At 38.1% G+C, this 25,851-nt stretch carries 20 protein-coding genes and 1 pseudogene; 4 read left to right on the top strand and 17 right to left on the bottom strand.

What is annotated here, in order from left to right; all coding sequences use genetic code 11:
• Positions 1–9: 9 nt before the first annotated feature.
• Positions 10–1,026, top strand: coding sequence for an NADPH dehydrogenase NamA (gene namA / locus WQ54_RS05985; protein WP_046513509.1), 1,017 nt, complete (start codon positions 10–12; stop codon positions 1,024–1,026).
• 74 nt (positions 1,027–1,100) lie between these two features.
• Here namA and rnz read toward each other — a convergent pair whose 3' ends face one another.
• The gene (gene rnz / locus WQ54_RS05980) at positions 1,101–2,033 is read right to left on the bottom strand and encodes a ribonuclease Z (RefSeq protein WP_046513507.1); all 933 of its coding nucleotides are present in this window, start codon (positions 2,031–2,033) and stop codon (positions 1,101–1,103) included.
• Positions 2,034–2,460: 427 nt separating this feature from the next.
• Between rnz and zwf the strand changes: the two genes are divergently transcribed.
• Positions 2,461–3,939 (top strand): glucose-6-phosphate dehydrogenase, encoded by a 1,479-nt coding sequence (zwf, locus tag WQ54_RS05975; RefSeq protein WP_046513504.1) that lies wholly within the window; start codon positions 2,461–2,463, stop codon positions 3,937–3,939.
• Between the two features lie 621 nt (positions 3,940–4,560).
• Here the strand turns inward: zwf and gndA are convergent.
• The 3 genes from gndA to WQ54_RS05955 all read right to left on the bottom strand — a co-directional run bounded on the left by gndA (position 4,561) and on the right by WQ54_RS05955 (position 8,084).
• Positions 4,561–5,973 carry an NADP-dependent phosphogluconate dehydrogenase gene (gene gndA, locus WQ54_RS05965; protein WP_046513499.1) on the bottom strand — a complete coding sequence of 471 codons (1,413 nt, stop codon included), beginning with the start codon at positions 5,971–5,973 and terminating at the stop codon, positions 4,561–4,563.
• Between the two features lie 161 nt (positions 5,974–6,134).
• Entirely contained in the window at positions 6,135–7,370 is a 1,236-nt protein-coding gene (locus WQ54_RS05960) for a DNA polymerase IV (protein ID WP_046513497.1), read from the bottom strand.
• 237 nt (positions 7,371–7,607) lie between these two features.
• A complete protein-coding gene (locus WQ54_RS05955) occupies positions 7,608–8,084 on the bottom strand; it encodes a chemotaxis protein CheW (protein WP_052737683.1) in 477 nt (158 codons plus the stop codon).
• Between the two features lie 199 nt (positions 8,085–8,283).
• Here WQ54_RS05955 and WQ54_RS05950 point away from each other — a divergent pair.
• Positions 8,284–9,959, top strand: a pseudogene (locus WQ54_RS05950) (hypothetical protein).
• Between the two features lie 55 nt (positions 9,960–10,014).
• On the opposite strand, the gene WQ54_RS05945 reads toward WQ54_RS05950, so the two are convergent.
• The 5 genes from WQ54_RS05945 to mce all read right to left on the bottom strand — a co-directional run bounded on the left by WQ54_RS05945 (position 10,015) and on the right by mce (position 15,834).
• Entirely contained in the window at positions 10,015–11,181 is a 1,167-nt protein-coding gene (locus WQ54_RS05945) for an FtsW/RodA/SpoVE family cell cycle protein (protein ID WP_052737682.1), read from the bottom strand.
• Between the two features lie 400 nt (positions 11,182–11,581).
• Positions 11,582–12,568, bottom strand: a complete 987-nt coding sequence (locus WQ54_RS05940; RefSeq protein ID WP_331435073.1) for a CAP domain-containing protein — start codon at positions 12,566–12,568, stop codon at positions 11,582–11,584.
• Between the two features lie 167 nt (positions 12,569–12,735).
• Positions 12,736–13,854 carry a M20/M25/M40 family metallo-hydrolase gene (locus WQ54_RS05935; protein ID WP_046513487.1) on the bottom strand — a complete coding sequence of 373 codons (1,119 nt, stop codon included), beginning with the start codon at positions 13,852–13,854 and terminating at the stop codon, positions 12,736–12,738.
• Between the two features lie 14 nt (positions 13,855–13,868).
• Positions 13,869–15,422, bottom strand: coding sequence for an acyl-CoA carboxylase subunit beta (locus WQ54_RS05930; protein ID WP_046513485.1), 1,554 nt, complete (start codon positions 15,420–15,422; stop codon positions 13,869–13,871).
• Positions 15,412–15,834 (bottom strand): methylmalonyl-CoA epimerase, encoded by a 423-nt coding sequence (gene mce / locus WQ54_RS05925; RefSeq protein WP_046513482.1) that lies wholly within the window; start codon positions 15,832–15,834, stop codon positions 15,412–15,414. Before mce ends, WQ54_RS05930 begins: the two co-directional genes overlap by 11 nt.
• 175 nt (positions 15,835–16,009) lie before the next feature.
• Here mce and prli42 point away from each other — a divergent pair, with 175 nt between their 5' ends.
• Positions 16,010–16,102, top strand: coding sequence for a stressosome-associated protein Prli42 (gene prli42 / locus WQ54_RS33425; protein ID WP_156177757.1), 93 nt, complete (start codon positions 16,010–16,012; stop codon positions 16,100–16,102).
• 286 nt (positions 16,103–16,388) lie between these two features.
• Here prli42 and WQ54_RS05920 read toward each other — a convergent pair whose 3' ends face one another.
• The 8 genes from WQ54_RS05920 to WQ54_RS05885 all read right to left on the bottom strand — a co-directional run bounded on the left by WQ54_RS05920 (position 16,389) and on the right by WQ54_RS05885 (position 25,596).
• Positions 16,389–17,342 (bottom strand): aromatic acid exporter family protein, encoded by a 954-nt coding sequence (locus tag WQ54_RS05920; protein WP_046513481.1) that lies wholly within the window; start codon positions 17,340–17,342, stop codon positions 16,389–16,391.
• Between the two features lie 158 nt (positions 17,343–17,500).
• Entirely contained in the window at positions 17,501–18,223 is a 723-nt protein-coding gene (locus WQ54_RS05915) for an amino acid ABC transporter ATP-binding protein (protein ID WP_046513478.1), read from the bottom strand.
• Complete coding sequence (locus WQ54_RS05910; RefSeq protein WP_046513475.1) at positions 18,216–18,875, bottom strand: amino acid ABC transporter permease; 660 nt, start codon at positions 18,873–18,875, stop codon at positions 18,216–18,218. Before WQ54_RS05910 ends, WQ54_RS05915 begins: the two co-directional genes overlap by 8 nt.
• 156 nt (positions 18,876–19,031) lie before the next feature.
• Positions 19,032–19,814: a transporter substrate-binding domain-containing protein gene (locus WQ54_RS05905; protein ID WP_046513472.1), complete on the bottom strand. Its 783-nt coding sequence runs from the start codon at positions 19,812–19,814 to the stop codon at positions 19,032–19,034.
• A gap of 223 nt (positions 19,815–20,037) precedes the next feature.
• Positions 20,038–20,475 (bottom strand): BrxA/BrxB family bacilliredoxin, encoded by a 438-nt coding sequence (locus WQ54_RS05900; RefSeq protein WP_046513469.1) that lies wholly within the window; start codon positions 20,473–20,475, stop codon positions 20,038–20,040.
• Between the two features lie 77 nt (positions 20,476–20,552).
• A complete protein-coding gene (meaB, locus tag WQ54_RS05895; protein ID WP_052737681.1) occupies positions 20,553–21,557 on the bottom strand; it encodes a methylmalonyl Co-A mutase-associated GTPase MeaB in 1,005 nt (334 codons plus the stop codon).
• Positions 21,554–23,653, bottom strand: coding sequence for a methylmalonyl-CoA mutase (gene scpA, locus WQ54_RS05890; protein ID WP_231597460.1), 2,100 nt, complete (start codon positions 23,651–23,653; stop codon positions 21,554–21,556). The genes meaB and scpA overlap by 4 nt, the downstream gene beginning before the upstream one ends.
• A 44-nt stretch (positions 23,654–23,697) precedes the next feature.
• Positions 23,698–25,596: a methylmalonyl-CoA mutase family protein gene (locus WQ54_RS05885; protein ID WP_046513466.1), complete on the bottom strand. Its 1,899-nt coding sequence runs from the start codon at positions 25,594–25,596 to the stop codon at positions 23,698–23,700.
• Positions 25,597–25,851: the final 255 nt, after the last annotated feature.

Below are 25,851 nucleotides of genomic sequence, written 5' to 3'. Positions count from 1 at the left end.
GAAAAAACAATGAGCAGCATGCTTTTTAAACCATTTGAAATAAAGAATGTCACATTAAAAAATCGAATTGTCATGTCACCAATGTGTATGTATTCCTCAACTAATCAACAAGGATTTGTAGAGGATTTTCATATGACACACTATGTAAGCAGAGCAATTGGTCAGGTTGGATTAATCATCGTTGAAGCAACAGCGGTCACACCGCAAGGGAGAATATCAGCACAAGATCTTGGTATATGGAGTGATGATCATTTACCGCAGCTAAAAAAGCTTGTTTCTGGAATGAAGCAGTACGGGGCTGCCACTGGCATTCAGCTGGCACACGCGGGACGTAAAGCTCTTGTTGATGGAGACATTTATGCCCCATCGGCCATCGCCTTTGATGAAAAGTCGAAAACTCCTGCGGCGTTGACAAAGGAGCAAATCACTGAAACCATTCAATCCTTTCAAGCGGGGGCAAAACGGGCAAAAGAGGCAGGCTTTGATATTATTGAAATCCATGGGGCCCATGGATATTTAATTAACGAGTTTCTATCTCCGCTTTCCAATAAACGAGAGGATGAATATGGTGGCTCTTCGGAAAATCGCTACCGCTTTTTGGGGGACATAATTGATGCAATAAAACAAGTATGGGACGGTCCATTATTCGTTAGGATTTCAGCTTCTGATTATCATCCAGAAGGCTTAGATGCAGAGGATTATATCCAATATGCAAAAGAAATGAAAAAACAGGGAGTTGACCTTATTGATGTAAGCTCCGGTGCAGTTGTTCCAGCCAGAATTCAAACTTATCCAGGCTATCAAGTAAGGTTTGCAGAAACAATTAAAACACATAGCGGCATTGCAACTGGTGCTGTTGGGCTTATCACTCATGGCATACAAGCGGAAGAGATTTTGCAAAACAAGCGTGCGGATCTAATTTTTATCGCGAGAGAGCTTTTACGTGATCCATTTTGGCCAAGAACAGCTGCCGCTCAATTAAATGAAAAAATCACTGCACCTCAACAATATGAACGCGGCTGGTAATAATGAACTCGAGAAAAAAGATAGGAAATAGCAATTATTTGCTTTTCCTATCTTTTATTGAATGCCTCTCATAATCAATCTCGACGCTTTGGGATTTCAATTTGCATGAAATCTGAAGCGATGTATGAATGAGGAAAGATGGCTTGCGCTTCTTTTTTTAACATAACAACATCTTCTTCTGTTTGGTAGCGAGAACTTATATGTGTTAGGATAAGCTTCTTTGCATTGGACCTTTTCGCAATCAGTGCAGCTTGTTTAGTTGTAGAATGAAAATAATCAAACGCAAGCTGTTCATCTTCTGCTGAAAGGGTTGCTTCGTGTATGAGCAGGTCCGCTTCCTCAGCAAGTTCAATACTACTATCTGTATATCTAGTATCTCCCAATACCGCCACAACTCTCCCTTTTTGCTTCGGCCCTAAAAAGTCATTTCCATCTATAATCGTTCCATCCTCTAGTTTTACCTTCTGTCCAGCTTTTATTTTTTGAAAAATAGGTCCAGGCTTTATCGCTAACGCTTTTAGTTTATCGACAAGCAATACACCTGGTAAATCCTTTTCAATAACTCGATATCCGTAAGAATCAATCCCATGTTCTAATTTTTTCGCAATAACCTGAAACTGATTATCTTCAAATACGATCCCTTCTTCTATAACTGCAAATTCGATTGGATAGGTAAGGCGTGATTGACTAATAGCAAGAGAGGTACGAATAAACTCTTCAAGGCCCTTAGGTCCATAAATTGTTAATAGTTCTTCTCCCCCTTGAAATGAGCGGCTGCTGATCAGTCCTGGCAGCCCATAAATGTGATCACCGTGGAGATGGGTAATAAATATCTTTTCAATTTTTCTCGGTTTGATCGACGTATGTAAAATTTGATGTTGTGTTGCTTCCCCGCAATCAAAAAGCCATACAGCTTTTCTTTCCTCAAGCAACTGCAGAGCGATGCTCGTTACATTGCGAGCCTTTGCTGGTATTCCTGCCCCAGTCCCAAGAAACATAACATTCAAAGCAATTTCCTCCTAAAAACCTCTTTCCTTTAGAATACATGATTCAATGGTAAAGTGAAACTATCAACATCCCGTTAAATGCAGGATTTGTCGGAAAAAGCAAAAAAATAAGTAGATAAGACTTGACCATTTATAGGTTGATTGAATAAAATAGACTGAATAATAAAAAGATTTTAATAAAATCAGATGCTTTTAAGACGATATTTTTTCTCTAATCGTTTATACTAGTATTTGATAAGATAATTATGTTTGATTTACCCTGCATTTACCTTTATTATTAAGTATTTGTAGAGAGTATTTTACAATCAGTGCCCTAAAATTCGAACTGTTCTTAAAAACAAAGACATTTGTCGGTTAAGGTATCGTTTTCATATACGAATTTTTCACTGATAAGAAATAAATGCATTTGACAAAGTGAGGTACGAACGTGAATACACAAGAACATCCTAAATCTGTTATCGTTATTTTTGGAGCAACTGGTGATTTAGCAAAACGAAAGTTGTTTCCCTCCATTTACCACCTAGTACAAAACAACAAAATTGGTAAAGAATTTGCCGTTGTGGGTGTAGGAAGAAGACCTTGGACAAATGATGAGTTCCGCAGCAATGTTTCCGACTCGATCCAGACAGCGATGAAGGAATCAGTACAATTAGATGATTTCACATCACATTTTTATTATCATCCATTTGATGTAACGAATCCATCTTCTTATTTGGAACTAAATAATTTGTTAAACAAGCTGGATGATTCCTACCAAACAGAAGGTAATCGGATCTTCTATTTAGCAATGGCCCCGGAATTTTTCGGTACAATCGCTCAGAACCTGAAAAAAGAAGGGTTAACAGCAACAAAAGGCTGGAGTCGATTAGTCATCGAAAAACCTTTTGGTCATGACTTGCCATCAGCTCAAAAACTGAATCAGGAAATTCGTGAAGCTTTTAATGAAAACCAAATTTATCGTATTGACCATTATTTAGGAAAAGAAATGGTTCAAAACATTGAAGTGATCCGTTTCGCTAACGCTCTGTTTGAACCTTTATGGAACAATCGATACATATCGAATATCCAAGTCACATCGAGTGAAGTATTAGGTGTTGAAGATCGGGGACGTTATTATGAAAACTCTGGTGCATTGCGAGATATGTTACAAAACCATATGATGCAAATGGTGGCATTACTAGCAATGGAACCGCCAATTAAACTAACAACAGATGAAATCAGAAGTGAAAAGGTAAAGGTTTTACGAGCACTTCGCTCTGTTAGTGAAGATGAAGTAGCCAAATACTTTGTTCGCGGTCAATATACAAGTGGTCAATTAAATGATAAGCAATTAGTTGGCTATCGTGAGGAAAATAATGTAGATGATGATTCTCAAACTGAAACCTATGTTGCCGGAAAGCTCTTAATTGATAACTTCAGATGGGCTGGGGTACCGTTCTATATCCGAACTGGAAAACGCATGGCAGCAAAATCAACAAAAATTGTTGTTCAATTTAAAGATATACCAATGAACCTTTATTATAAAAAGGGAGAAAATGTTCCTCCTAACTTACTGGTCATTAACATACAGCCTGATGAAGGAATTACCCTTCAACTAAATGTGAAAAAAGATGGTGATGCTGGCGATTCTAAGCCGGTTAAATTGGATTTATCAAATAATTTCCTTGACGGCATTAACACACCAGAGGCTTATGAAAAGCTGCTTTACGATTGTATGCGTGGAGATGCAACAAATTTCACTCATTGGGATGAAGTAGCCTTATCATGGTCATTCGTTGATCCAATTTCAGAAGCATGGAAAAAGGGCAAAGCACCGCTCACTACGTATCCTTCTGGATCCATGGGACCAAAAGAAGCAGACGACATGCTTGAGGCAGATGGAAATCAATGGTGGCCTGTCAGCTAAACCTGCCTTTTTATTACTAATGTCTTGAAATCATAGCGCGTCATATTTTTAATGTAATAACTCCTACTATCTTATTAGCCGGTTGAGGCCCTGAGCTTTAACCGGCTGTTTTCTGGACGCTTCCCTGAAACTCACTCCCTTCCCATAAAAATAATTAAGATTATAAATTCAAGTATCCTTCCTGTTGTTTACAATTTGTACACAAAAAAAAGCCAATCCTTTTAAAAATGTGCGAATTGGCTCGTCTATTTGCCTCATACAAACATTTTGAAAGCTGCATAGGATAATGTATGCAAGACGCAACCCTTGCAATCTCCTTATATTGGTTTGAGCTGTTACATTCGTAACAGCTTTTTTTATTTTGGCTCTTTGGCCTTCCCTGCTCCCAACTACCCTCGCTTTTTTCCATCTGCTCCTAAAATGACCTCTCAGTCGATCTAAAAACATTTGTTTGGACCCTTCTCTCAATAGTTTCCCTAGAAGACTCATCCCCCTTGGTTTCAATCATCACAATCAAAATTCAACAAATTTAAATTTAAACATTTAATATGACTACTCTCAACTAAAATAAAAGGACAAGCTCCTTTAAATAAGGGCTTGTCCTTTTTATAGAGATAAAGATTATTTTTCAATCCATTCAGTATGGAAAATACCTTCTTTATCAACACGTTGATATGTGTGAGCTCCGAAGTAATCACGTTGTGCTTGAAGCAAGTTAGCTGGTAAAGTTTCAGAACGGTAGCTGTCATAATAAGCAAGTGCTGAAGAGAAGCATGGAACTGGAACTCCGTTTTCGATTGCCACAGCAAGAATTTGTCTTAATGCTCCTTGGTAACCTTCAACAATTTCTTTGAAATATGGATCTAATAACAAGTTAGCTAACGCTGAATCACGGTCATATGCATCCTTGATTTTTTGCAGGAATGCCGCACGAATAATACAACCGCCGCGGAAGATCATTGCGATATCACCATATTTTAAATCCCAGTTATATTCATCAGAAGCTGCTCTCATTTGAGCAAAACCTTGAGCATAAGAGCAGATTTTGCTCATGTATAATGCCTTACGAACTGCTTCAATAAGCTCTTCCTTGTTTCCTTCATATTGTTTTGCAGAAGGTCCTGAAAGAATTTTGCTCGCTTTTTGACGCTCATCTTTCATTGCAGAAATAAAGCGTGCGAATACAGATTCAGTAATGATTGGAAGCGGCACACCTAAATCAAGCGCACTCTTACTTGTCCATTTACCTGTACCTTTTTGGCCAGCTGTATCCAAAATAACGTCAACAAGCGGTTTACCTGTTTCATCGTCTTTTTTAGTGAAAATATCAGCAGTGATTTCAATAAGATAGCTGTCTAACTCACCTTTATTCCATTCAGCAAATACTTCATGTAATTCATCAGCTGATAGACCTAATACATTTTTCAATAAGAAATAGGCTTCTGAGATTAATTGCATATCGCCGTATTCAATTCCGTTATGAACCATTTTTACATAGTGTCCTGCTCCATCTGGACCAATGTAAGTACAGCATGGATCTCCATCAACTTTTGCAGAAATAGCTTCTAGAATAGGCTGAACAAGATCAAATGCTTCTTTTTGACCGCCAGGCATAATGGAAGGTCCTTTTAATGCTCCTTCTTCACCGCCTGAAACCCCAGTTCCTATGAAATGGATTCCACTCTCTGCAAGTTCCTTATTTCGACGTTGAGTATCTGTATATAACGTGTTACCGCCGTCAATTAAAATGTCACCTTTATCAAGATGCGGTAAAAGCTGTTCAATTGTTGCATCTGTTGCAGTCCCAGCTTTAACCATTAAGAGGATTTTACGAGGAGTTTCTAATGATTGAACAAATTCTTCAATGCTGTATGTTCCAACAACATTTTTACCTTTTGCTTCAGTTAGAAATTCTTCTGTTTTTGTTGCTGAACGGTTGAAAACAGCTACTGAAAAACCTCGGCTTTCAATATTTAACGCTAAGTTTTTTCCCATTACAGCCAAACCAATGACACCAATTTGTTGTTTCGACATTTGCTTACGTCCCTTCTTGTCCTTAGAGTATGTAAAGGTACTGACAAAATATGCCTGTCCCCTTTTGAAATTGACACACAATTCGAATTATTTATTATGACTACAATTGAAAATACCATAAGTATTGACTATATTTCAAGTAACAACATTCATGTAATCGCTTAATCTCTCAAAAAATCTTTATTGAAGCTTGTACCGGGTGATAAATCCTCTTCCTGCGTCCCTTTTATCCCACGTTTAATGAATTGATTTCCATATTTTTTATTTATTTTGTCAATCACAGAAAGCAATGGCTCCTCCTTTGCATCGTTTTCAAATGAGAATAAATCTAACTGTTTAACAGCATCGTCTTTTTCAACCAATTCTTGTCCTGTGATCCCTAATAAACGAATTGGTTCCTCATTCCAGTGAGCAAAGAATAGCTGTTTCGCTAACTCGTAGATCTCTTCTTCATCACCTATAGGATTCGCTAATTTTCTGCTTCTAGTAATTGTTTTTAAATTTCCATAACGGATTGTGATTAAAATTTTTGTTGCGAGTACTTCCTTCCGCTTCATTCTTACCATAACAGAATGAGAAAGTTTTTTTAATACATCACTAATTTCATTTTCATTTGTTGTATCTTTGGCAAGGGTGGTTGAATTGCCAATACTTTTAAATTCATAAATGGATTCAGGGTCAACGGGACGATTGTCAATTCCATTTGCACGTTTCTTTAATCGTTCACCATTTATTCCAAGTAATGTTTTTAGCTGAACGTTGTCCCCATTTGCTAAATCATGTATCGTTTTAATACCGATCGTGTTCAGCTTTTCTGCCGTCTTTTCTCCCACGCCATGCATTTGGGCAACCGGCAATGGCCAAAGTTTTTCTGGAAGTTCACGTTTTCGCAAAATAGTAATCCCTAGAGGTTTTTTCATATTAGAAGCCATCTTAGCTAAAAATTTATTTGGAGCCACCCCTATACTGCAAGGGAGTAACAGCTCTTCCAATAGACGTTCCTGAATGATTTTCGGTATTTCTAGCGGATTAGTATTCATATAGCGTGTAATATCCATATACCCTTCATCAATGGATACCGGTTCAACAAGGTCAGTATATTCCCGAAGCACATTAAACATGGCACGTGATGCCTTCCGATATCGCTCAAAATTAGGTTTTTTCACAATTAATTCCGGACATAATTTTCGGGCTTGCCAAAGCGGCATCGTTGTTTTAATCCCTTTTGCACGAGCTTCATAGCTACATGTAACAATAATCCCTTTTCTCTCCTCAACATTACCCGCAATCGCAAGCGGCTTCCCTTTAAGGGTTGGATCATATGATATTTCAACCGATGCATAAAAGCTATTCATATCTACATGAAGAATAATTCGTCCGCTTCCAGAACGCTCCATCTTCCTTCACCACTTCACTAAAATTGTTAGCATCATTTTACCATGATTCGCGAAAAAATGTTGCTGCTATAACGTTATATGTAAAAAAGAATGTCTGATAAGTAAAGCGCAAGCTCCTTCAACAGCATATGGCAAGAAGCTGAATCCAGACTGATAATGATGATGTAAAATTTTTACCCTTTCTTACCATAAAACAAAAGAGGCTGTGGCCCAGCTTATTCATGTGTCAGTAAGGAGTCAGACCTTTTGAGACAGCCCGGTTAATAATCCCTCTTTTACAGGGGCAATTCCTTCAAGACTAGAAAGGAATAGATCCGAATCGATCATTAAGATCAAGCGATCATCAAAACTAGCAACACTTGTAAAGTATTTTGTTAACACAAACGCTCCTTTAGAAATTTGTTTTAATGCATTTTCCAGGATATTTATTATTTCCCTTGCTTCTTTTACAATGAATGCCGCAGACATCTCTTTAGCCTGTACAACAAGAAGTTTAACTTGCTCATCTATAGCCGTATCTTCTTGATAAAAAATGCGAGTGATGTCCAGAACAGGAATAAATTCTCCTCTAAACTTTACGACTCCTGTCATATAAGATGGCATATTAGGAATAAAATGAATATGTTCCGGCTTTTCAATTGAAATAACATGTTCGATCGGCAACCCATATTCTTCATAACCAGCACGAAAAACTACTACTTTCAAAATATCCATCACAAGCTCCTCCCACTTGTTCCGCGTATCCTCTGTTTTCTATGACTATCATACTATGTTCTAAAAAAGAGGGAAAGAAAATATCTCTCATTGCCCTGACCGTAAATCTGCTTTTCTTCACTTGAAACTTTTTCTCCTTGATAAACGTATGAATAATCAGAACCTATTTTATCTTAGGCCATTTTGAAAGGAGTCGTCCATGGGAAACATCTTTTTATTTTCACTCATCGTAGGCTTAGCGGCCACAATTGTTCTTATTCCATTTTTTAAAACGCATAGTAAGAAAGAGGATAAGAAATTGACAACAGGGGCATTGGCTGTCCTATTGATCATAACCATACCTGCTGTTTTTATCTTTTATTATTTTACAAATCTTGACCGAAATCCCTCATCATTATGGCTGCTTGCCATCATTAGTACTGCAGCAGGTTCACTATTTGCCACAGGAAAAGAAAGGGTAATAAAGGGAATCCTCTTTGCAGGAAGCCTATTCATCGGAATTTATTTCCTTACAGCGGGAATATTTAATGCAAATGAAAAATATCAACTTGCAAAAATGGAAGAAAAAGTGGAAATTGAAGCATTTGATGAGAAGGAAACACCGGCAAGTGTCCCCCTCATTTTGCCCGTAATAAAATGAAAAAAGCCTTTGGCCAAGTACCAAATACAAGCTATTATGAACTTGGAAATTTGCAAATTCAAAAAATAAATGGGGAATATGTATATATAGCACCAGTTGAATTTTCTGGTTTTTTTAAATGGTGGAACGGTGATCACACACCAGGTTATTTTACGTTAAGTGCAACTGACTCTTCAGCAAATCCGAAATTTATTAAGTCAGAAATGGTTTACACCCCCTCCTCGTATTTTAATAAAAAAATTGAACGGCATATTCGGATGCAGTATCCAAAACATATTTTTGATGGAGATGTCCAGTTGGAAGTTGATGATGAAGGAAAACCATATTACATCCGTTCGTATGGCGAATTTATTACCGCACGAAATGGTTTTGAAGTGAAAGGGATTGTCATGGTTGATCCAAATAATGGTGTAACAAAGGACTACTCATTATCAGACATTCCAGAATTTATTGATGGTGCTGTTTCACCAGAAGCTGTTAGTTTACAAAACAGTTATTTTGGAAACTATGTACATGGGTTTTGGAATAGTATATTCGGTAAAACAGATGTAAAACTACCTTCTGATGAAGGCATTGAAGCAAATGTCAGTCCGATCTTTGATGAAGGCGGGGAAATGTATTATTTCACAGATTTCACAAGTCCTAAAGAAGGCGTAGACTCAATGTTGGGATACTCTATAACAAATTCAAGAACGGGTAAAGCAACGTATTATACGGGTAATCTTGAAGAATCGTATATGGACTCACAGGGAGCATTGCAAATCATTGAAAAGAAATTCATTGAAAAGAAATGGCATGGAGAAATGCCAATTCTTTATAATTTTTATGGAGAGGCAAGCTGGCTCTCACCAGTTCTAGATTCAAATGGTTTTCTGCAGAATTACTTTATAGTATCTGCAGCAAATCCGGAAATCTCAGTGTACGGGAATACTCCAAATGATGCACTAAGGCATTATAAAACCGCTCTGCAAAGAGGAGGAAGTACGGTTGATGGAACCTCTAATGCAGAGGAAAAGCAAGTAACTGGAATCGTTGCAAGAGTATATAAGGAAAAATCCGGTGATTACACGATCATCTCTTTCCTATTAGATAACCGGCAAAGCTATATTATATCTTCCGAAAACGAGCCCTTGGCTATTTACCTTAGAGAAGGGGATAAAGTAAACGTAAACTATTTAGAAACTGGTGAAGATTTCTTACCTGTTAAGGAAATAGTCATAGAAGGCCTTAAGTAAAGAAAAAACACGAAGGTGCTCTCTGTAAGAGCGCTCTCGTGTTTTTTATATGCCGTTAATCATCGTTTGAAAACAGATAATCCCTTTTCTTTAAAGAAATATTTAAGACCAGGCCTATACCAATCATACTTGCCAAAACAGAGCTTCCTCCGTAACTCATTAAAAGGAGGGGGATTCCTGTTATTGGCAGTAAACCGGACACCATTCCAATATTCTGAAAGGAGTGAAATGTAAAGAGTGCAACCATCCCAATACAAATATAAAATTCAAACAAACTATTTCTAACATACATGCCGACTCCCAGCATGCGATAGATTATTAAAAAATATAGAATTACAACAAATGAAGCTCCTATAAATCCGAACTCTTCGGCCACAATGGTAAAAATAAAATCAGAGTGGGCTTCGGGTGTATAAACATTGCTGTTATGAAAACCTTTTCCATCAACCATCCCAGATCCAATCGCTAAAAGGGATTGCTTAAGCTGATACCCGATTCCCTCTGCATGTTGGAAAGGATCTAACCAAGAATAGATTCTGTTTAATTGATATGTACCAAAGATCGTTAATAAAAGATCAGGATCGTAGATAAATACGAACACAAGTGTACTTACTGCAGTAAGCACCAGTACAAGTAGGACGGCCATTATTCGCCAATTGACACCTGACAAAAAAGTAATAGCGATCGTGATGACCAGCATAACTAGCGAGGAGCCAAAGTCATTTTGCAAAAGAACTAACATAATGGGTGTTAGTGAAACAGCAGCTATTTTTGCTAGCAGCCATAAATCTTGTTTAAACGAACGGATCGATGATTTTTCATAGTGGTTTTTTGTTATATTGGCCAACATCATAATTAAAAAGATTTTCATATATTCAGAGGGCTGAATGGATCCTAATCCAGGGACAATAAACCATGATTTTGCTCCGTTCCGATAAGGTGCAATTGATTCAGGTGCTACTAAAATTCCGATTAATAACGCAATTCCTGCCCCGTAAAAAAAAGGAGTTACCTTACTAATTTGTTCAAAATCAAATAAAAAAATCACCAAAGCCACTAGTATTCCTAGGATAAACCAAATAATTTGCTTGGCCATAAAATTTTCATCATACTGTGCATACTTTTGGGCACTAAAAATGGTGACACAGCTAGAAATCATTAATAAAAATAAGAAAAACACTAATGAAGCATCAAAATACCTATATTTTTTTTGTGTGGACAAATCAATCACCGTAATCATAAATTTTTATCGAGAGCCATCATGCTATGTATCGATATAAGAATAACATTTCAATTAGAAAAAATATACAGAATTCAGCATATTCCACCTAAGAAAAAAGCGTTCTGTTTATTTGACGAGGCCATCCTTATAAATGTTTCACTTTAACCAAAAAAGAACAAAAAATAAGGAACAATCCACATATATACAAGGGGTCCATTTTTATCAGCTTAATGGGGAGTAATCCCCTTCTTCAAGAATCTATTCAAAGAAGTTAAGAGGGGAAAAATGCCGTAAAGATCTCACGGAGTATGGTTGGACATAAGGCAGAAGCTGCCTATTTAGTTCAACCATCAGAGAGGATGGGAACCCCCTCTGATGAAATCTTACAAGTAAATCATCATTATTTTCCTATAAACATTTGTGTCCAGTGATGTCCATTGGCATCATAGCCAACGCCGATATGAGTAAAATCTCTGCTTAAAATATTTTTACGGTGACCTTCGCTATTCATCCATGCTTGGACAACTTGTTGTGGTGTTTGCTGTCCTTGTGCAATATTTTCACCAGCCGTTTTATAGGTTACACCAAAATCCCTCATCATATCGAAAGGTGAACCATAAGTTGGGCTTGTATGTGAGAAATAATTGTTTTGTCTCATATCCTCTGATTTCTTTTGGGCTACGCCGCTTAACTGTGTATCACCTTTTAGTGGTGGTAAACCATTTTTTTGTCTTTCTGCATTTGTAAGATCGATAACTTGTTGAGCAGCTTGGCTTATCCCTTGAGCAGGCTGTTGTGTTTCAGGCTTTTGCTCTTGATTTGCTTGCTGCTGTTGTGGTGCCGGTGCCTGCTGTTGTGGTGCCGGTGCCTGCTGTTGTTCTCTTTGTTGTTGCTGCGGTGCTTGTGCTTGGTTTTGTTGTTGTGGACGCTGTTGTTGTCCTTGTTGGGCGAATTGACGAGCTCTTTGCTCTGCTTGCTGTCTAAACTGTTGAATATAATCTTGAACTTGTCGTTGTGCGTCTTCTTGATTGTTTGCTTGGACAAACTTAAACTTTGCATCTTGAACCGTTATCGCTTTTGTATGCGGGTATTTGTTACTATCGATATCTGTTTTCGTACTGGAAATTTCCATGCCGTCTTGCTTATCATTGCGATTTCGAGTACGATTTTGATCCCCATTATTGCGATCCCATGGGCCTCTAAACTCATTATCGTCATTAACATCACGTATGAAAGGGACATTATCTCTTCCATTATAATTGACGTTTTCAGCAACATCTATTTGTTTATTATCATCATTCGGATCCATTGCCTCGTTATTATTACATGCTACAAGCCCTGCAACAAGTGCACCTGTTACAAACATACTTAGTTTCTTTTTTATCAATTGAAACCCCTCCTTGACATAGATTAGGTACCTTTTTATTTTCCTATGTAATCAAAAAAATATAGGTGGTAATAATCTTGAAAAATGGAGGAACAATTCATATTTAGATAATCTTGTCAGGCTTTAAGAGCAAAAAAAAAAGAACGCAAAAAGCGTTCTTTTTTCATTTATTCTGCTACCTCTTGAATGATAGCTAAAACAAGTTCAGCTGTTTTTTCCAACTCTCCAATCGGCATTTTTTCATTTGTCGTATGGATTTCTTCATAACCCACCGCAAGGTTTACTGTAGGAACGCCATTTCCTGCGATGACATTGGCATCACTTCCGCCACCGCTTGTTTGAAGTTCGCTTTCACGTCCAATACGAGCTGCTGCACGTTTGGCTACCTCAACCACATGATCCCCATCACCAAATTTAAAACCAGGATACATGACTTCAATTTCGACTTCTGCACGTCCACCCATTTCGTTAGCTACTTCTTCAAAGGAATCCTTCATTATTTTTACTTGTGCTTCCATTTTGTCAGGAACTAATGAACGGGCTTCCGCAAGAATATGTACCAGGTCACACACGATATTTGTTTGAGTTCCACCTTCAAACCGGCCAATATTCGCTGTTGTTTCATGGTCAATTCTGCCTAATGGCATTTTGGCAATAGCTTTTGCTGCAATTGTAATAGCGGACACTCCTTTTTCCGGGGCAACTCCTGCATGTGCTGTTTTACCGTAAATCGTTGCTTTCACCTTTGCCTGAGTAGGTGCAGCAACAATAATTGTACCGACTTTTCCATCACTATCTAGGGCATAGCCATATTTCGCTGTCATTAACGCAGGGTCAAGAGCCTTTGCTCCAACCAAGCCTGATTCTTCACCAGCCGTTATGACAAATTCAATTTTACCGTGCGGAATGTTTTGTTCCTTTAATGCCTTTATCGCTTCGAGCATTGCGGCTAACCCTGCTTTATCATCGGCACCTAAAATAGTTGTACCATCAGTTATTACATAACCATCTTTAATACTAGGCTTGATTCCTTTTCCCGGTACAACTGTATCCATATGTGAGGTAAAGTAGATGGTATCTACATTGTCTTTTGTTGCTGCTAAAGTACATACTAAGTTGCCTGCCCCATGGCCTGTTACTCCAGTCGTATCATCTTCAACTACATCTAAGCCTAATGCAGTAAACTTTTCCTTCAGTACTTTTGCAATCTCTGCTTCAAACTTCGTTTCTGAATCAATTTGCACAAGCTCTAAAAATTCATCAAGCAAGCGTTGTTTATTAATCATTTCAACTTTACCTCCTAAAGGGGAATGTTCCCATGTTTTTTCTTGGGTCTAGTCTCCTGTTTTGTTCTAAGCATGTCCAGAGCCTGGATCAACTTTATTCTTGTTTCTCTTGGATCAATAACATCGTCAACCATGCCCTGACTTGCTGCAACATAAGGGTTTGCAAACTTTTCACGATATTCTTCAATTTTTTCTAGTCTTGTTTGTTCAGGGGTGCCGCTATTTTCAATTTCCTTCGAGAAAATAATGGATGCTGCCCCTTGAGGTCCCATAACAGCAATTTCAGCGTTTGGCCATGCATAGACTAAATCTGCGCCAATTGACTTACTGTTCAAGGCCACATAAGCTCCTCCATATGCTTTTCTTAAGATGACGGTCAGCTTCGGAACGGTTGCCTCAGAGTAAGCATATAAAATTTTAGCACCGTGGCGAATAATCCCTCCGTGCTCTTGTTTAACTCCAGGAAAAAAGCCTGTTACATCCTCAAATGTAATCAGCGGAATTTGAAAAGAATCACAAAAGCGGATGAATCTAGCTGCTTTATCCGATGAATCAATATCCAATCCGCCAGCCATATATTTGGGTTGATTACAAACTAGGCCAACCACTTCTCCCTTTATTCTTGCTAAACCGATGACAATGTTTTTCGCAAAATCTTTTTGAATTTCTAAAAATGATCCGTCATCAACTACCTGATTAATAACGATTCGAACATCATATGGCCGAATTGCATCGAAGGGAATTAAATCTGTTAAGTCCGGCCGATATTCATCCTTTTCCTCATACGGCAGGATAGGAGGTTTTTCATGGTTATTTTGCGGCAAATAGCTTAACAGCATTCGAACCTGCAGTAAAACCTCTTCTTCTGTTGAACCTGAGAAATGTGCATTTCCGCTAATCGTATTATGTACATAAGCTCCTCCTAAATCCTCAGAACTTATTTTTTCACCTGTTACGGTTTCAATTACTTTTGGCCCTGTAATAAACATTTGACTTGTTTGTTCAACCATAAACACAAAATCAGTGATAGCTGGTGAATACACCGCCCCCCCAGCACATGGCCCAAGAATGACTGATAGCTGCGGAATAACACCAGAATAAATCGTATTACGGTAAAAGATTTGCCCGTACCCATCTAATGATACCACACCTTCTTGAATTCTCGCACCGCCAGAGTCATTCAACCCAATAAATGGGGTTCCATTTTTTGCAGCTAAATCCATAACCGCTGCAATTTTTTTCGCATGCATTTCACCAAGAGCACCGCCAAATACTGTAAAGTCCTGTGAAAATAAATAAATTGGCCTCCCATTCACTTTTGCATACCCTGTAACTACCCCATCTCCAGGGCCTTTTTTGTCATGTAAGCCAAAATCACTGCATCGATGCTGAATAAATGGGTTTAATTCAACAAATGTCCCTTCATCAACAAGTAAGTTTATACGCTCTCTGGCCGTTAGCTTTCCTTTTTCATGCTGCTTTTTAATTTTATCATCCCCGCCGCCTAACTCAACTTCACGCCTTTTTTCATATAATTCATTTATTTTTTTATAAATATCATTGCTCATCATGTTCACCCCGTTGTTTTTCACATAGTTCAACCAGCACATTATTTGCTGCTTTTGGATGTAAAAAAGCGATATTTGCTTGCGCCGCACCAATCCTTGGTTTTTCATCAATTAATGGGATCCCTTTTCTCTTAAACTCCTGCAAACGAGCTTCTAAGTCAGATACACCAAAAGCAATGTGATGGATCCCTTCACCCCTCTTAGAAAGAAATTTGGCGATCGTGCTTTCTTCGGACATTGGTTCTAATAGTTCGATTTTTGTACTGCCTGCAGATAAAAAAGCTACTCTAACCTGCTGTGACGGCACTTCTTCATAACCCAGTAATTCCAACTGTAAAACATCTTTATAAAAAGGCATGACAGTTTCTATTGAACGTACTGCTATACCGATATGATCAACTTTTTTCACCATATGCCGAATCCCCCCACCTTTTGCAAACGTTATCACGATATAATAAACTTTTCTCTCTTTTCACTTGAAACTCCTGCTGTTTTGACAAATTTCTTTCATTCCCCTTCCTTTTCTGAAGAAGTGTTGTCCAAATGACCCTTTCACGATAAAATAAAGGGACAAGGAGTGAGAAGAAATGTCTCGTAAAACACAAAAATTCGTCGTCTATTTAATGATAGGGATTATGCTTGTTACAACCATACTAACTGGTATCGCAACTTGGTTTTAAATAAAAAGGCTATGAAAAGTTAGGTTGCTGATTTTGCCAAAAAGGTAATTAAGGGATACACAATGCATTCAGAAACTAGTGCTAAAAAGAGACTCCTATCCGCATAAGCTCGTCTCTAAGAACAAATCAACAGGCTGTATTTAGAGAACATAATGAAAAGAGGCTGGCTCAAACCAAAATGGCTCCCTTTAAACACTTCCCTCATTACTAAAGTATTAAATCGTGTTTATTATATGGGTCCGACACAGTTTGAGACTGCCTCTTGTCATTGTATTATTGATTTCTTTTATCGATCCAATCCTTTAAATTGACTCTTTATTATTAAATAGCTTTCCATTTCCCTTATAAAATGCAAAAGTGCTGCCCTTACTTCAAACTCTTCCCTTGTTTGCGGCAATTTCATATTTTCAAATACCTGTTTCATTTCAAGCAATTGGACTAAAAATTTATGCGCCGTATTACCTGGATGGATATGTATACGCAAATCATGAATAAAGTCTGCAATCATTTTGCTTTGATCTACAGAGGTATGAATGGATGTGATCAGTGGAATGATTCGTTCAATAATTTCAAATTGTTTTTCCCTCATTTTAAAATAATGGTAATAGTTATTTTCATGTCGTAAGAAATGATTTTCAACCTCACGGAATGCCATTGTCTTTGCTTCATTAATTAATTCCGCTGTTTTGATGATTTCACTTCCGTCCCATTTTCGATTACTTTCAACCAAATATAATTCGATTTCACGAAAAATGCTCGAGAGATTTTCTTCAATCTGCTTTTGATAATTTTTCAGTTTCACTTCCATACTTGGCATATAAATGTTCATGATTAAGGCAACGCCAATTCCGATGATAATTAATAAAAATTCATTCCATATTAATGACCATGTTATGGAGGCTTCATTATATAAATGAAAAATAATAACTGCACTTGTTACAATTCCCTCTGTTACGTTTGCAAACACAGTTGTAGGTATAAACACTAATAGCACAAGGCCAATAATAATTGGATGATACATGATCCCTTCAAAAAAGAGAAAAGAATACAACATTGCAATCGTGCAAGCTAGCAGTCTCGCCCAAGAGCTTTTTAGTGATTTCTTCTTTGTAACCTGTATGCATAGAATGGTAATGATTCCTGCTGAAATATAATTATCAAGCTCCATAAATTGTGCGAGCATAACAGCAATGGTTGTACCAAGTGCTGTTTTCGCTGTCCGATAACCTATTTTAAACATATGCTTTCTCCCCGTTAACCTTCAAAATTTCCGCCAATTCCACTTGGTTAACAACATAACCGAAGTAAAAAAATTAGCCTTATAATAAAAATAGTTTACACTATAAGCCAGTAAAAAACGAAAAAAGATGATCGATTTGACCACCTTTCTTCATGTACTTATAACATTTTCTCTAAGAATACTTTTGCACGTTCTGTTTTCGGATTTGTAAAGAATTCATCAGGTGCAGCATCTTCAACAAGTTTGCCTCCGTCAAGGAAAAGCACGCGATCTGCTACCTCTTTAGCAAAGCCCATTTCATGTGTTACGATAGCCATCGTCATTCCCGTTTGAGCTAAATCTTTCATTACCTCAAGCACTTCTTTTACCATTTCAGGATCAAGTGCTGAGGTGGGCTCATCAAATAAGATGACTTCAGGGGTCATGGCAAGAGCGCGTGCAATCGCCACACGTTGTTTTTGTCCGCCTGATAAACGATTTGGATATTCCGAAGCCTTTTCAAGCAGACCTACTTTTTTTAAAAGCGTTTTTCCGTTTTCCTCCGCTTCTTGCTTTGTCTGTCCTTTCACCGTCATAGGCGCATACGTTAAGTTATCTAGAACAGTTTTATGGGGAAATAAATGAAAGTGCTGGAAAACCATTCCCACATTTTGACGCACCTTTGCAATATCAACCTTTGGATTCGTAACTTCCTGGTCTTTGATCCACACCTTCCCCTGTGTAGGTGTTTCAAGTAAATTTAAGCATCGTAAAAAAGTGGATTTACCAGACCCCGAAGGGCCGATAATAGCAATTACTTCCCCTGAAGCAATCGTTGTTGTAATTCCTTTTAAAACTTCAAGTTTACCATATGATTTATGCAAATTTTCAACCTTAATCACTGCGTCTCATTCTCCCTTCAATGCCTTTACCAAGGAGTGTCAATACCATCACCAAAAGATAGTAAATAAGACCGGCAAATATTAAAGGGGCGAAGTAGTTATAGGAATCTGCCCCAACTTGATAGGCACGTCTCATTATGTCTTGAACACCAATTACGGTTACAATGGCTGATTCTTTTGTTAACGTAATGAATTCATTCATTAGGGCAGGCAAAATATTTTTAAATGCCTGTGGAAGAATAATATCCTTCATCATCTTTGAATAAGGGACTCCTAAAGCCATTGAAGCCTCTTGCTGTCCTTTATCAATCGCATTAATACCTGCGCGTATAATTTCAGAAATATAAGCTCCCGAATTCAATGTAAACGCAGCAACAGCAGCAGGGTATGGATCGATTGGGAACCCTAAAATTTGTGGAAGCCCAAAGTAAATAATAAGCAATTGCAATACCAATGGTGTTCCTCTAAAAATGGACGTATAAGCGTCTGCAAACCACATTAATGGCTTGACTCTGCTGATTTTGAATAAAGCCAAAATAATTCCCCATACAAAACCAAGTAATAAGGAAAGTAAAACAATTTGTAACGTAACCCAAATTCCTTCCAAAATAAATGGCAAGGATGGGACAATCGAAGAAAAGTTTATATCCATATCTCTAAATCCTTTCAATCTGATTCTTAACCAGTCTTCATAAAAAAGGGCTGACACTATTAGTAGTTGTCAGACCCATATAATTTTATCCCTATCTTAACAAGCATTAGAACTTCCACTGGTGAAAGTCATATTTTCATAAAATGAGCGTTCTTATTATTCGCCGCCAAACCATTTAGCAACTAATTTATCAAGCTCGCCATTTTCTTTCATTTCATTTAGAGCATCATTAAATTCTTTTGTATATGGACTATTCTTTTGAAAAGCAATCGCTGAACCTGCCTCTTCCTCTGATGCCATTGTAAAGCCTGATAAGTCTTTATCTTTTTCAATATACCCATTGGCAACTAAGTCTTCGATGATCGCAGCATCGATACGACCAGATTTTAATTCTTGAATTAAATCAGAGATTTTATTTCGGTTCTCAATTTTCACATTTACTTGTTCGGAAATTTCCTTTGCTTTATCTTCCTGAATAGAACCTAATTGAACACCGATTGTTTTTCCTTTAAGCTCTTCTATTGATTTTACTTCCTTATCTTTTAAGGAAACAATCATATGATTAGCTGTATAATATACATCTGAAAAATCAACATTCTCCGCACGTTCGGGTGTTGGTGTCATCCCTGATAAAACCAAATCAATTTGTTTAGCTTGAAGGGCAGGAATTAAGCTATTAAAATCAATATCCTGAATTTCAAGTTCATATCCTGTTTTTTCTGCTAATGCCTTCGCAAGATCAATGTCAAAACCAACAATGTCGCTGCCTTTTGTCGTATCAATATATTCAAATGGCGGATAATCAGCTGATGTAGCCATTTTTAATACCTTTTTGTCCCCGCCTGAAGTTGAATCATCCGCTTCATTTGTGCTTGTTCCACAAGCTGCTAATAAACCAATGATGAATAAACTTATCATAAGCAATGATAATTTTTTCATAATAATTTCCTCCTATAATATCTTCTAAATATATATGTCTGTTTTTAGTGTTCACTCACTAATATTTAATCAATAATTTGTATTTTAACACAGGTTTATAAATATGCAATCAATATTCATAAAGATGTAATTATAAAAATATTATGTAAATTCATTTTTTCAGAATATTTTCATTTATAAAAAAAGGCAAGCTCATTAAATGAGCCTGCCTCTTAATTGGTTCTTAAACTTCATCACAATATTCATCAAATGCTGATTGAAGCTTTGCTACAACAGACATTGGATCATGTCCTTCAATTTCATGACGTTCAACCATTGTCATGATCTTGCCATCTTTTAGTAAAGCAAAAGATGGTGATGATGGCGGATATCCTGTGAACTTCTCTCTCGCACGTGCTGTGGCCTCCTTATCCTGTCCCGCAAAGACCGTCACAAGATTATCTGGGCGTTTATCAAAATGAATAGCATGTGCAGCAGCAGGTCTGGCAATTCCACCAGCACAACCGCAAACACTGTTTACCATAACAAGCGTTGTTCCTTTACTTTCTAGAACTTCGTCAACCTCTTCCGGCGACTTTAGCTCGGTATATCCAGCAGCAACAATTTCCTTGCGAGCCTGCTTCACGATATCATTCATAAATAAATTAAAATCCATACTCAATGAAAACCTCTCCTTTATCAATCAATACTGCTATTTTACCAAGTTATCTATTAAATGGGCAAATGGATCGCTCGGTCTTATTCTTTTATAAACAACGCTAATAAATCCAATGCACTCGCTGCTACGGTCTTTTCTCCATTCATGACAGCTTTTTCAAAATGAGTAAGCTGCTGATTGACCATTGGATGATGATAAAAATGCTGATAGAGCTCGTGCTTTACGAGCTCATGCAGCCAATTTCGCTGTTGTTCATTCCTTCTTCTATAGAATAAACCACTTGCTTTTGTGTTTCCTGCAAACTCATGTATGATCTGGACAATTTCCTCAATCCCTGTTTCCTTTAATGCAGAAGCTGTAACAGCTCTTGTTGACCAGCCATCGGTATATGGCTTTAAAAAATGAAGAATCGTGTTGTATTCCTGTTTCGCTTTCTTTGCTTTTTCCAAATTATCTCCATCAGCTTTATTCACAACAACTAAGTCAGGCAATTCCATGATTCCTTTTTTCATCGTTTGCAGCTCATCACCAGCACCTGTTAAAACCAGCAGCATAAAAAAATCCACCATATCGCGGACAACAAATTCCCCTTGTCCTACACCCATTGTCTCCACCAAAATTACATCATAACCCGCTGCTTCACATAAAATAATTGTTTCTCGTGTCATACGATTTACCCCGCCAAGGTTTCCCCCGGAAGGTGACGGTCTAATAAACGCCATAGGATTTCTTGCCAAGCGTTCCATCCTTGTTTTATCTCCCATAATGCTTCCTTTAGATACCTTGCTGCTTGGGTCAACTGCAAGCACAGCGACACGATAACCCTGATTGCATAAGTAGGTTCCAAAGGAGTCAATAAATGTACTTTTTCCTGCTCCAGGCACTCCTGTTATTCCGATTCTAATAGAAGAGCTCTGTTTTTTTAAGAGTGCCTCAATGATTTGCTGGGCTTTTTCAAAATGGCGTTTTGCATTGCTTTCAACCATTGTAATGGCTTGGGCCAATATGACACGGTCCCCATTTAAGATTCCGTCAATATAATGGTTAACATCCTTTTCAGCCTTCTTACGATAGTACTCTGTCATTCGGCGATTTCCTCATATCCCAATTGTTCAAGGATCCTGTTAATAACCTTCATTGCTGCAACAGGTATGACTGTCCCGGGACCGAATATTTCTGAAGCACCGCTTGCTTTAAGCTCATCATAATCCTGATATGGAATGACTCCGCCAACAATCACAAGGATGTCTTCTCTTCCCAGCTTTTTTAATTCACTTATGAGATGGGGAAGCAGTGTTTTATGTCCTGCAGCCAGCGAGCTCATACCGACTACATGGACATCATTTTCAACCGCCTGTAACGCAGTTTCTGCCGGTGTTTGAAAAAGCGGTCCAATATCAACATCAAAGCCTAAATCTGCAAAGGCAGTTGCAATGACCTTGGCACCGCGATCATGTCCGTCCTGTCCCATTTTGGCAATTAAGATTCTTGGGCGTCTGCCTTCAAGCTCATAAAACTGATCTGTCTTTGTTCTAACTTCATTTATCTGTTCTTCATTTGAGAATTCTGAGCTATAGACACCGCTAATCGACCGAATCATTGCTTGATGTCGTCTGCTAACCTTTTCTATAGCGAAGGAGATTTCTCCTAAGGTCGCGCGGGCACGTGCTGCCTCCACTGCTAATGCCAAAAGATTTCCTTCCCCATCTGCCGCAGCCTTTGTTATGGCCTGTAACGCTTTATTCACAAGATCTTCGTTGCGGTTCGCTTTTACATCTTTAAGTCTTTCGATTTGCTTTTTCCTTACCGCTGAATTGTCAATCGTCAAAATATCGAGGGGCTCCTCTTCATCAAGCTTGAATTTATTTACTCCAATAATCGGTTCTTTTCCTGAATCAATTTTAGCCTGTCTTCTTGCTGCCGCTTCTTCAATTTTCATTTTCGGCAGTCCTGTTTCAATCGCCTTCGTCATTCCCCCAAGTTCTTCAATCTCTTTAAGATGTTCTTTGGCTCGTTCAATTAGAGAATTCGTTAGAGACTCAACGTAATAGGAACCGCCCCACGGATCAATTACTTGACAAATCCCTGTTTCATACTGTAAATAGAGCTGTGTATTACGGGCGATTCTTGCTGAAAAGTCCGTTGGTAAAGCAATTGCTTCATCCAATGCATTGGTATGTAGTGATTGCGTATGTCCCATTGCGGCTGCGTGTGCCTCGATACAGGTTCGAACCACATTATTATAAGGATCCTGTTCCGTTAGGCTCCAGCCAGATGTTTGGGAGTGGGTTCTCAATGCAAGGGATTTTGGGTTTTTAGGTTCAAATTGTTTTACAATGGCTGACCATAAAAATCTTGCCGCCCTCATTTTAGCGACTTCCATAAAATAATTCATTCCTATAGCCCAAAAAAACGATAGACGCGGCGCAAATTGATCAATATCAAGACCTGCTTTCAATCCTGTGCGAATATACTCAAGTCCATCTGCCAAAGTATAGGCCAATTCAAGATCTGCTGGCGCTCCCGCCTCCTGCATATGATAACCGGAAATGCTGATGCTGTTAAATTTCGGCATATGCTTTGCTGTATATTCGAAAATATCCCCAATAATTCTCATTGATGTTTCAGGTGGATAAATATACGTATTACGAACCATATATTCCTTTAAAATATCATTTTGAATTGTCCCCGTAAGCTTTTCCTTCGGTACTCCTTGCTCCTCTGCTGTAACGATATAAAAAGCCATAATCGGCAAGACAGCACCATTCATTGTCATCGATACAGACATCTCATCTAATGGAATCCCATCGAATAACATCTTCATATCTAAAAGGGAATCAATCGCAACTCCTGCTTTGCCTACATCGCCTACTACGCGAGGATGGTCTGAATCATATCCGCGGTGTGTTGCCAAATCAAACGCAACAGATAAACCTTTTTGTCCCATTTCTAAATTCCGGCGAAAAAAGGCATTGCTTTCCTCCGCTGTTGAAAAACCAGCATACTGTCTTATCGTCCAAGGTCGATTTACATACATGGTGGCATATGGTCCACGCAAATAGGGTTGAATACCTGGAAAGGTATCGAGATGCTCAACATTTTCTAGATCTTGCAAGGAATAAACGTTTTTTACCTTTATTTGCTCATGTGTCGTAAAAAATGATGGAGAAGCCTCTGCCATATTGGTTCCCTTAAGCAACTGTGCACCTGAAATCGTTCGGCGTTTCATCTCTCTCTCACCCCTATTAATTGATGCAATGTGACTAAATACTCATAAGCATTCATATTCGCTGTGACTGAACCAGATATTCCGCTTTCTTCCATTTTTTTATCATGACCATTTCCAACGATAAAAAATGTTGCTTGCTTATTAACAGCTTTTATCTCGTTGATAAAGGAGAAATCAACACACTCATAATCTTCATCTTTTCCGCAACAAATCATAATATTTCCCTTAATAGCGGTGATTTCGCTTTCACTAGAAACAACATCTACTTGTAAACCGCCAGAAGCAAGGAGACCTGTTAGAAAATCAAGTCGTGGCTTATAATCTTTTAATCTTCCAAAAACCATAACAGTCACAGTTGGTTTGTACCCGTGATACTGCTCATAGGCTTCTGAGTGAAATCTAAGCTGCTCATAATGCTCAGCAAGACGTACGATGGTTAGCGGTTGAACGGGATGCAATTCTTGCTTATCTATTGAATGAGTCGATACTGATTCATTTAGGATTTTCCAAGCTTCCGCAAATGAAGGGTTACTTCCAGCTGACGGATTTTCTGCCTCCACCTTCTTTTCCTTACGTTTAGCTAAGACTCTATCTTCAAGATTTGCGAAGGCATTAATCCCAATTATCTTTGTTTTTTGCCAATTTACGTCCTGCAGCCTTGTGTCAGCCGTTTTCTTTAGCTCTTTTTGCGGGGTTCCTTTTGTTAATAAACGAAGAAATCCTCCGTTTTCATCTATTTTGACTATTTCTCTCCAAGCTTTTTCAGCAAGCTCATTTGTTAACACCTCAATATAATAAGCTCCTGCAGCTGGATCTACTACTCTTGAAATCAAACTTTCTTCCTTTAAAATAAATTGTGTATTCCTAGCGATTCTTTCTCCTAAACTCCCCTCTTCAGCAAAAAACAAATCAAATGGTAGGATTGTTAATTCGTCTACTCCTGCAACAGCAGCCGCAAATCCTTCAGTTGTTGTCCTTAAAAGATTTACATGAATATCAAAAGCAGATTTATTAAATGATGATGTGACCGCATGCAGAAACATGCTAGGAGAGACTTCATCACCTCCCAATGCGTGAAGAAGCGAAGCCCATATTTGCTTTGCAGCTCGGAGTTTAGCAATTTCCATATAGAAATTCGAGCCTATAGCAAAAGTAAAGGCAAGCCTTTTGGCAATTGTTGTGATAGATAGCCCCCGATTGATCAGCTCATTTATTACATCTAATGCGTGTGAGAAGGTGTATACCAGCTCTTGAACGGAATGGCCGCCCGCTTCATGGTATAGATTTCCCTTGATCAGGATGGTTCGAACGCTTGATTGATTCTTCTGGCACCACTTTATACTATCTGCCAGAAAATCATATTGCGTGCCTAAAGCAATGGGAGCTTCCCCTTTTATCAGCAGGCTTTCATACGGATCAAAGCCTAGTGTACCTTTAGCAGCCTTGACGTTTTGAGACTCTTTAAGATATTGAAGAAACCTTGGGATAAACTCAAACTTTTCACCCACATCAAAAAAGATCGAATCCTGCTCCCAATCAATAGATTGAAAAGCAGCGGCTATTTCCTGCTTATTTTCTAAAAAACTAAAATTTTTCAGATAAAAAGAATCCTGTCCTCGTGCTTTTGCATGTTTTATCCTCTTACATAATGTCGAAGGATCATCCGCAAAAAGAACCTGGCTAACACGCCAATTGTTATGTTTACGGTCTTCTCTCTTAGATGTTTGTATAACAAAATCGGTATCTTCCTTCACATATAAAGGCTTTAGTGTGATCCCTTCATACGTAAGTGAATTGAGGCATTCGATTCCCTTTCCTTTTAATGCTTTTTCTGCTTCCGCTTTCCAATCAATCCATTTTCCCTTTGTCTGTGTCATACCTTGCCCATCTCCCATGAAATGCTTCCTTTTCGGAAGCTCACCCCCTAGTCGATTGTCATGAACCTAACAGTTGCAATCGTATCTTTCATGTTTAACCCCAAAGAATGCGTTTACATTATTGAAAATGGCTTTACTGATCTTACTTGTTTTTTTCCGCAACCAATCTGGCTTTTATGCGGACTAAAAAAGAAAACTATAACTTTATTTTATTATAATTTTTTCCTATCAGCAATGAGTAGCTGGTACGGTAAATATTTTTTAAGAGATAAA

It is taken from the genome of Bacillus sp. SA1-12 (assembly GCF_000981385.1).
GTDB lineage: Bacteria > Bacillota > Bacilli > Bacillales > Bacillaceae > Metabacillus.
This window is presented reverse-complemented; position numbering and strand designations above follow the sequence as displayed.

Bases quoted from the DNA above. Each gene is read 5' to 3' on its own strand.
- mce (WP_046513482.1), bottom strand. From the start codon at position 15,834: ATGGTGAAAAAAGTTGATCATATCGGTATAGCAGTACGTTCAATAGAA.
- WQ54_RS05905 (WP_046513472.1), bottom strand. From the start codon at position 19,814: ATGAAAAAATTATCATTGCTTATGATAAGTTTATTCATCATTGGTTTA.
- meaB (WP_052737681.1), bottom strand. From the start codon at position 21,557: ATGACAGAGTACTATCGTAAGAAGGCTGAAAAGGATGTTAACCATTAT.
- scpA (WP_231597460.1), bottom strand. From the start codon at position 23,653: ATGGCAGAGGCTTCTCCATCATTTTTTACGACACATGAGCAAATAAAG.
- WQ54_RS05920 (WP_046513481.1), bottom strand. From the start codon at position 17,342: ATGTTTAAAATAGGTTATCGGACAGCGAAAACAGCACTTGGTACAACC.
- gndA (WP_046513499.1), bottom strand. From the start codon at position 5,973: ATGTCGAAACAACAAATTGGTGTCATTGGTTTGGCTGTAATGGGAAAA.
- WQ54_RS05955 (WP_052737683.1), bottom strand. From the start codon at position 8,084: ATGGATATTTTGAAAGTAGTAGTTTTTCGTGCTGGTTATGAAGAATAT.
- WQ54_RS05960 (WP_046513497.1), bottom strand. From the start codon at position 7,370: ATGGAGCGTTCTGGAAGCGGACGAATTATTCTTCATGTAGATATGAAT.
- WQ54_RS05930 (WP_046513485.1), bottom strand. From the start codon at position 15,422: ATGAGCAATGATATTTATAAAAAAATAAATGAATTATATGAAAAAAGG.
- WQ54_RS05885 (WP_046513466.1), bottom strand. From the start codon at position 25,596: ATGGGAGATGGGCAAGGTATGACACAGACAAAGGGAAAATGGATTGAT.
- namA (WP_046513509.1), top strand. From the start codon at position 10: ATGAGCAGCATGCTTTTTAAACCATTTGAAATAAAGAATGTCACATTA.
- WQ54_RS05910 (WP_046513475.1), bottom strand. From the start codon at position 18,875: ATGGATATAAACTTTTCTTCGATTGTCCCATCCTTGCCATTTATTTTG.
- WQ54_RS05935 (WP_046513487.1), bottom strand. From the start codon at position 13,854: ATGATTAATAAACAACGCTTGCTTGATGAATTTTTAGAGCTTGTGCAA.
- prli42 (WP_156177757.1), top strand. From the start codon at position 16,010: ATGTCTCGTAAAACACAAAAATTCGTCGTCTATTTAATGATAGGGATT.